At 67.3% G+C, this 7464-nt stretch carries 6 protein-coding genes; 1 reads left to right on the forward strand and 5 read right to left on the reverse strand.

The features are described from left to right. Positions 1 to 82: 82 nt before the first annotated feature. From crcB to OC373_RS17620, 5 genes are all read right to left on the reverse strand, one after another. Complete coding sequence (crcB, locus tag OC373_RS17600) at positions 83 to 481, reverse strand: fluoride efflux transporter CrcB (protein WP_019184751.1); 399 nt, start codon at positions 479 to 481, stop codon at positions 83 to 85. Then, positions 481 to 1782 carry a replication-associated recombination protein A gene (locus OC373_RS17605; protein WP_261998202.1) on the reverse strand — a complete coding sequence of 434 codons (1302 nt, stop codon included), beginning with the start codon at positions 1780 to 1782 and terminating at the stop codon, positions 481 to 483. The genes crcB and OC373_RS17605 overlap by 1 nt, the downstream gene beginning before the upstream one ends. Positions 1783 to 1909: 127 nt before the next feature. Then, complete coding sequence (gene lolA / locus OC373_RS17610; RefSeq protein WP_070427358.1) at positions 1910 to 2548, reverse strand: outer membrane lipoprotein chaperone LolA; 639 nt, start codon at positions 2546 to 2548, stop codon at positions 1910 to 1912. A 107-nt stretch (positions 2549 to 2655) separates the two neighbouring features. After that, positions 2656 to 4617 (reverse strand): DUF3857 domain-containing transglutaminase family protein, encoded by a 1962-nt coding sequence (locus tag OC373_RS17615; protein WP_070427357.1) that lies wholly within the window; start codon positions 4615 to 4617, stop codon positions 2656 to 2658. Between the two features lie 80 nt (positions 4618 to 4697). Next, positions 4698 to 7055 carry a DNA translocase FtsK gene (locus OC373_RS17620; protein ID WP_070427356.1) on the reverse strand — a complete coding sequence of 786 codons (2358 nt, stop codon included), beginning with the start codon at positions 7053 to 7055 and terminating at the stop codon, positions 4698 to 4700. A 255-nt stretch (positions 7056 to 7310) separates the two neighbouring features. Between OC373_RS17620 and OC373_RS17625 the strand changes: the two genes are divergently transcribed. Then, positions 7311 to 7464: FAD-binding protein (locus OC373_RS17625; protein WP_261998203.1), on the forward strand; the 154-nt coding region annotated here is incomplete at its 3' end.

Here is a 7464-nt window from a genome sequence, read left to right on the forward strand (position 1 = left end):
GCAAACGGGGGCGCGCACGATATCGTGAGACATCACTTTAATCCAGCGTTTTCCGTGGATTTCTGCATTTGCGACGCAAGCGTCAGCGCCACGCCTCTGCAACACGCGCGCCCGCCCACACCAGCAGCATCCCGCCAACGAGGCTCACGCCCAGGTACAGCGGCACCATCACGCTGCGGTCGGTGCGGGTGAACACCAGCGATTCGAGCATCATCGAGGAGAACGTGGTCAATCCGCCCACGATCCCGACGATCAGGAACGCGCGCCAGTACAGCGCCGCCGTGCCACGACTCTGCAGCCAGATCATCACGTAACCGGCGACGAACGCACCGGCCAGGTTCACCGTCAGCGTGCCCCACGGAAAGCCATTGCCGAACTGGCGCAGCATCGCATCGCCCACCATGAAGCGCAGTGCGGCGCCCAGTGCGCCGCCCGCCATCACCAGGCCCAGCTGCTGCCACCAGACGCCGATGCCGTCCATCACTCGCTGCCCTTCTCCGCGCGTGCCTGTTCGCGCGCGGCACGCAGGCGGTCCAGCTTTTCCTTCAGCTTGATCTCCAGCCCGCGCGGCACCGGCTCGTAATACACGCGCTCGCCCATCGCATCGGGGAAGCCGGTCTGGTCCAGCGCGATCCCGCCGTCGGCATCATGGTCGTACTGGTAGGTCTTGCCGTAACCCAGCTCTTTCATCAGCTTGGTTGGCGCGTTGCGCAGGTGCAACGGCACCTCCTGGGTGCCGGTCTCGCGCACTTCCTGTTTGGCCTTGTTGAACGCGGCATACCCGGCGTTCGATTTGGCGGTGCTGGCCAGGTACAGGACCAGCTGCGCGAAGGCCAGCTCGCCTTCCGGACTGCCCAGGCGCTCATAGATATCCCACGCCTCCAGCGCCATCGACTGCGCCCGCGGATCGGCCAGGCCGATATCCTCGATGGCCATGCGGGTCAGCCGCCGGGCCAGGTAGGACGGATCACAGCCGCCGTCGAGCATCCGGGTCAGCCAGTACAGCGCGGCATCCGGGTTGGAGCTGCGCACGGACTTGTGCAGTGCCGAAATCTGGTCGTAAAACTGCTCGCCGCCCTTGTCGAAGCGGCGGGTGCGGTCGGCCAGCACCTGCACCAGCATCTCCGGGCTGATCCGCCCGCCATCGCCGCTGGCCAGTTCGGCCGCGATCTCCAGCAGGGTCAGCCCGCGCCGCACATCGCCATCGGCGGCGGTCGCGATCTCCAGCAGCGCCTCGGGCGCGACCTGCAGATGCTCCGCGCCCAGGCCGCGCCCGGTGTCCTGCAGCGCCCGCTCCAGCGCCTCGACGATGTCGCTTGGCGAGACCGACTCCAGCACGTGCACGCGGCAGCGCGAGAGCAGCGCCGAGTTCAGTTCGAAGGACGGATTTTCGGTGGTGGCGCCAACGAACACGATGGTGCCGCGCTCGATGTGCGGCAGGAACGCATCCTGCTGGGCTTTGTTGAAGCGGTGCACCTCGTCCACGAACAGCACCGTGCGCCGGCCTTCGGCGAAGCGCTGTGCAGCCTCGGCCAATACCTGGCGTACCTCGGGCAGACCGGACAGCACGGCGGAGATCGCGCGGAACTCGGCGTCGGCGTAGTGCGCCAGCAGCAGCGAAAGCGTGGTCTTGCCGCAGCCCGGGGGGCCCCACAGGATCATCGAGTGCACATGGCCGGACTCGACCGCACGGCGCAGTGCGCTGCCCGGGGCGAGCAGGCGCTTCTGCCCCACCATCTCATCCAGCGTCTGCGGACGCATCCGCTCGGCGAGCGGACGCATGTTGTCCCGATCCACGGTCAGCAGATCGGGCCCATTGAAAGTCGTTCGGTTTCTGGCCACGTGCCTAGTGTATCGCGGCGGATTGCAGGGTAGATGCCGGCCAGCGGCCCGGCCGGCATCTACACCGTCATTCGCCGATGACGTCCACGCCCTTGGCCGGGGTGAAGCTGAAGGTGCCCGAGGCAAAGCCCGGGTTGCGCTTCCAGCCGGTGAAGCTGATCACCGTGCGCTGGCCGACCGCGTCCACCACTTCCATGCGTGCCAGGCCCTGGGCATTGAAGCCCAGCGCGGCGTACTGGAAGGCGGTATCGGTTTCGCGCTTGGGGCTCAGTGCCAGCCACTGCAGGCCATCGCGCACGGCCGCCTCTTCGCTGACGTCGTATTGCTTGTCCAGCAGGGCCGGATTGATCAGCGCGGTCAGCGGGCTGTTCTGCTCTTCCTGGCCCTGCGGGCGCACGCTGGCCTGCTCCAGGTCGGGCTCGTAGACCCAGACCTTCTTGCCATCGGCCACGATCAGCTGCTCGTGCGGCTTGATGTATTCCCAGCGGAACAGGCGCGGTGCGGACAACGCGACACGGCCACTGGTGGTTTCCTTGACCTTGCCCTTGCTGTCGTACACCTGCTGACTGAACTGGCCATCCAGCCCCTTCAGGCCCTGGGTGAAGCGATTGAGCTCATCACGGGCGCCGGCCCAGGCCGACGCCGACCCGACACTGGCGACAACCAGAGTGGCAGCAAGCAGGGAGCGGCGGAAGGTGGTGTGCATGCGAGGTATCCAGGCGAATGGGAAGGATGGAAGGCAGTGTGCCCATTCAATCCTGAATGGGCGATCAGGGGCGCATTATGCGCTGGAAGCGGGTGTGCCGAGCGTACTCATGGCCCGGCCTGCACCGTCTTCAGATCGCCGTACACCACCTGCCCGCGGAAGCCGCGCCGGACCTGCTGGTACAGCTCGCGGAACGCCGCGTAGTCCTGCGGCTGACAGAGCGCGTCCGCCCCGCGCACGGCGCGTTGATGCAGCCGGTGGCGCGCGGTGACCACCTGCCCTTCGCGCGTCCACTCCACCGTGTACTGCCCACCCGCATTGTCGAACTGCTGGCTGCGCGGAATCGCCACGATCGGCACGCTGGCCGGGAAGGTGAGCCGATAGCGCTCCTCGCGCAGACTGTCGTTGCAGTAGAACGGCGTAGCGTTGTCCGGCGCCGAGGTGCTGGCGTACAGGTCACGGAACGACTCACCGCCCGGCGCATCGGGCAGCACCATGCCGCCGAGAACCGCGAAATCGACGTAGTCGCTGGCCTGGAAGTCGTAGCGGAAGTTGAACGGACGGGTCAGGTCCTGCGGATCCCCCAGCAGGGTGAGCGCGCCACTGCCATCGAAACCGGAGGCGGCCATGATCGATTCTTCCGCCCGCGCCCGGTTCTGTGCGTTGAGCCGTGCGAAGGCGGCCCGCATGCCGATCTCGGCCACGCCGCTGGGCTGCTGCAGGGTCTGGCCGACCAGGTTGCCAGCCGCGTCGAAGCGGAAATCAACCTCCAGCCCGGTGCCGTTGCGGCTGGCATCGTTGGCGGGGGTGCGCGCCACCACGGCCTGGCGGGTGTGCAGCACCGGTGCGCCGAGATCAGCGTCGGGAAGCTGGCCGAAGCGCGCATAGGACGTGGTCGAGTCCAGATACAGGTCGAACTCGGGGAGATAGGTGATCGCGTGGTTGAAGCGGCCCAGCAGCGGAATGGCCGGCAGGGTCGGCCCGCCACCGGCGCCGATCAGCACCGGGGTGCTCTGGATGCCCCGTGCAGCCAACAGCGCCTCCAGGATCACCACATGGTCTTTGCAGTCGCCGTAGTGATTGTCGAGGATGCTCTGCGCCGGGTTCGGCTCCAGCCCACCGTTGCCCAGGTAGACCGCCACGTAGCGGATGTTCTGGGCGACCCAGCGGTACAGCACGGCGGCCTGCTCGCGCCGGTCGGTGATGCCACGGGTCAGCTGGTCCGCCAGCGCCTGGATCTGCGGGGTGACCGCCGCCGCCTCGCCACCCTTGAGCTGATAGGCCTGTGCCACCTGCGACCAGTCACGATACGTGCTGGCCATGATGCCCGGGCTGTACTCCCAGGCGGCGGCGGACCAGTTCTGCGCCTTGAGCGGCTCACTGCGGCGGTAGGTCCACTCCCACTGCGCCTGGCCATTGCGGATCCGGGGCCTCTCACTGCCACGCACGCCCCGCTGCTCCACCTGCATCGGCAGGCTGGCCGGGGCGGTGAGGGTCACGCGCGCATCGTCATACGGCGTGAACACGCTGAAGGTTTCCCACAGGCCGAAGTAACCGGGGAAGTACGGCGTGTTCTGGGTCCGGCGGGTCTGGTAGACCACGCGCGTGCCCGGCGCCAGGTTCGGAAACACCACCACCCGCACCTTGCGGTCGGCATACATCGCTGCGGCAGCGCTGGAGTAGCTTTCCTGCGTGTAGATGCGGTCGGCGGGCACGTCGCGGCGCTGGCCATCGGCGGTCAGGGTATAGGCCTGCAGCACCTCCAGCGTTTCCATTTTCTCGCTGTAGCTCAGCCGCACCTGGCTGAACTGCTCGACCGCCGATTTGGTCTTGAGCAGGATCTCGTACTCTTCGGTCTGGGTGTTGCCGGCATCGGGGCGCACTACGTAGTCGGCGCGATAACGCACGAAGCTGAAGTTGTTGCTGGCCTGCGCGTCAGTGCCCGCCCCCTGCCCACCCGGCGCGACCGGTGCGGCAGCCGGGGGCGCAGCTTGGGCTTGGGCTTGGGCCTGCGACACCACTGGCGCGATCAGCAGCGCACCTACCATCATCCAGCGCATCGGCTTCATTGCAGGTTCCTTGTGCGAAGCGGCCGGCGAGCACGTCGCCGGCCGGGTGCCGATCAATGACGGCCGGGCAGTACCCGGCCTTACTTGGGCGGTGGCGGGGCCAGCACGCTGCGATCGCCGTTGTGCTCCGGCGGGCTCACCACCCCGGCGGCCTCCATCGCTTCGATCAGGCGCGCGGCCCGGTTGTAGCCGATCTTCAGGCGACGCTGCACACCCGAGATCGACGCGCGGCGGGTTTCGGTGACGATGCGCAGCGCTTCGTCGTACAGCGGGTCGGATTCGTCGCCGCCACCACCGCCTGCCTCGGGCAGTCCGCCGGGGCCGACCACCACGCCATCGCCCATCATCTGCACCTCGTCCAGCACGCCGGTGATGTAGTCGGTCGGGCCGCTGGCCTTGAGGTGTTCGACCACCCGGTGCACTTCCTCATCGGAGACGAACGCACCATGCACGCGGTCCGGCAATGCCGTGCCCGGCGGCAGATACAGCATGTCGCCGTGGCCCAGCAGCGTTTCCGCGCCGGACTGGTCGAGGATGGTGCGCGAATCGATCTTGGAGCTGACCTGGAAGCCGATGCGGGTCGGGATGTTGGCCTTGATCAGGCCGGTGATCACATCCACCGAGGGGCGCTGCGTGGCCAGGATCAGGTGGATGCCGGCCGCACGCGCCTTCTGCGCCAACCGCGCGATCAGCTCTTCGACCTTCTTGCCGACGATCATCATCATGTCGGCGAATTCGTCGATGAAGATGACGATGAACGGCAGCGTCTCCAGCGGACGCGGGGCCTCGCCGAGTTCCGGATTGGGCTTGAACAGCGGGTCCATCATCGGCTGCCCGGCATCCTGGGCATCCTTGACCTTCTTGTTGAAGCCGGCCAGGTTGCGCACGCCCACCGCGCTCATCAGCTTGTAGCGGCGTTCCATCTCGGCCACGCACCAGCGCAGGCCATTGGCGGCCTCCTTCATGTCGGTGACCACCGGCGCCAGCAGATGCGGGATGCCCTGGTAGACGCTCAGCTCGAGCATCTTCGGGTCGATCATCAGCATCCGCAGGTCTTTCGGCGAGGCCTTGTACAGCAGGCTCAGCACCATCGCGTTGACCGCCACCGACTTGCCCGAGCCGGTGGTACCGGCCACCAGCAGGTGGGGCATGCGCGCCAGGTCGGCCACGGTCGGGCGGCCGGCGATGTCCTTGCCCAGCGCCAGCGTCAGCACGCTGGCCGACTTGTCGTATTCCTTGGAGCGCAGCAGTTCGGAGAGGTAGATCATCTCGCGGGTGACGTTGGGGATCTCCAGACCCACCACCGATTTGCCCGGGATCACATCCACCACGCGCACCGATTTGACCGACAGGCCGCGCGCGATGTCCTTGTCCAGCGAACTGATCTGGCTGACCTTGATGCCCGGCGCGGGTTCGATCTCGAAGCGGGTGATCACCGGGCCGGGATAGGCACCGACCACCTGCGCATCGATGCGGAAGTCCTTGAGCTTGAACTCGATCTGGCGCGAGAGCGTCTCCAGCGTGCCCTCGTCGTAGCCCTTGGGCTGCGGCTTGGGATCATCCAGCAGCGCCAGCGGCGGCACGTCCGAGCCATCGCCATTGACGCCCCGGAACATCGGAATCTGGGTCTCGCGCTTGGCCCGGTCGCTTTTCTCCAGCACCGGCTCCGGGCGCGGCTCGATCTTGACCGGCTCGCGCTTGGCGCGGACCTCGGCGTCGACCTTGCGCACTTCCTGGCGCTCCTCGCGCATGGCGCGGGTCTGCTGCCACTCGGTGGCCTGCTCTTTCTTCTTGTTGAACAGCGGGGGCAGCGCCAGCACCCAGTTGCCGATCTTCTCCATCACCACGAACCAGGAGATGCCCGTGGCCAGGGTGATCGACGCCAGCAGCAGTACCAGCACGAACAGATTCGCGCCCAGGGCGCCGAAACCGACGCTGAGCGAACTGCCCACCAGCTTGCCGAGGATGCCGCCGGCGTGGGCCACATCGGCGACGAACAGGCGCAGGTGCAGGAAGCCGGTACCGGCGATCAGGAAGCCGACCAGACCGACCAGGCGCAGGGCCGGGTCCAGGTCATGCTCGCCCTTGGCCTCGCGCTTGAGGCCGAACATCGCGATCCACGCCAGTGCGCCCAGCACGATCGGCAGTACGAAGGCCATGTAGCCGAACAGCTGCAGCAGCACGTCGGCGATCCAGGCACCGGCGCGGCCACCCATGTTGTGGACCGGCGCGACCACGCTGCCGGTATGCGACCAGCCCGGGTCGGTGGCCGAATAGGTGAACAGACTGGCGACCAGATACAGCAGCGCCGGGGCGACCGCGAGCAAGCCCAGGTCGCGCCACAGGCGCTGCCGGCGCGGGTTGTCCACGCTGGCCGGTTTGCGCGGCGCTGCCTTGCTGTCGGACGCCTTGGATCGTTCCGGGACCTGTTTCGCCACCTTAGACCACACCTTGGGAATGCACTGTTAGTGCTTGATAATAAACGACTGGACCCCACCCCGGTAGGTGCCGGCCGCTGGCCGGCACGGCCAGCGTCAAAACCCCGGCGCCGGAATGGGCGTCGTGCTGCGCGGGTCGCCGCGTTCCACTGCGCGCCTTGAATCACCCCGCCCCTGCCGCCACTCTATGACTTCGCTCGGATGCCGCGCAATCACTGCGCCGGCACCCCGCCCTACCTTCTATTGCGAGCTTACATGAGCAACTCCAAGCACTCCCGCCTGTTGATCCTTGGTTCCGGCCCGGCCGGCTGGACCGCCGCCGTCTACGCCGCGCGCGCCAACCTCAAGCCCGTCGTGATCACCGGCCTGCAGCAGGGCGGCCAGCTGATGACCACCACCGAGGTGGACA

The sequence above is a fragment of the Stenotrophomonas sp. Ste96 genome (assembly GCF_024519495.1).
Classification (GTDB): Bacteria; Pseudomonadota; Gammaproteobacteria; order Xanthomonadales; family Xanthomonadaceae; genus Stenotrophomonas; species Stenotrophomonas bentonitica_A.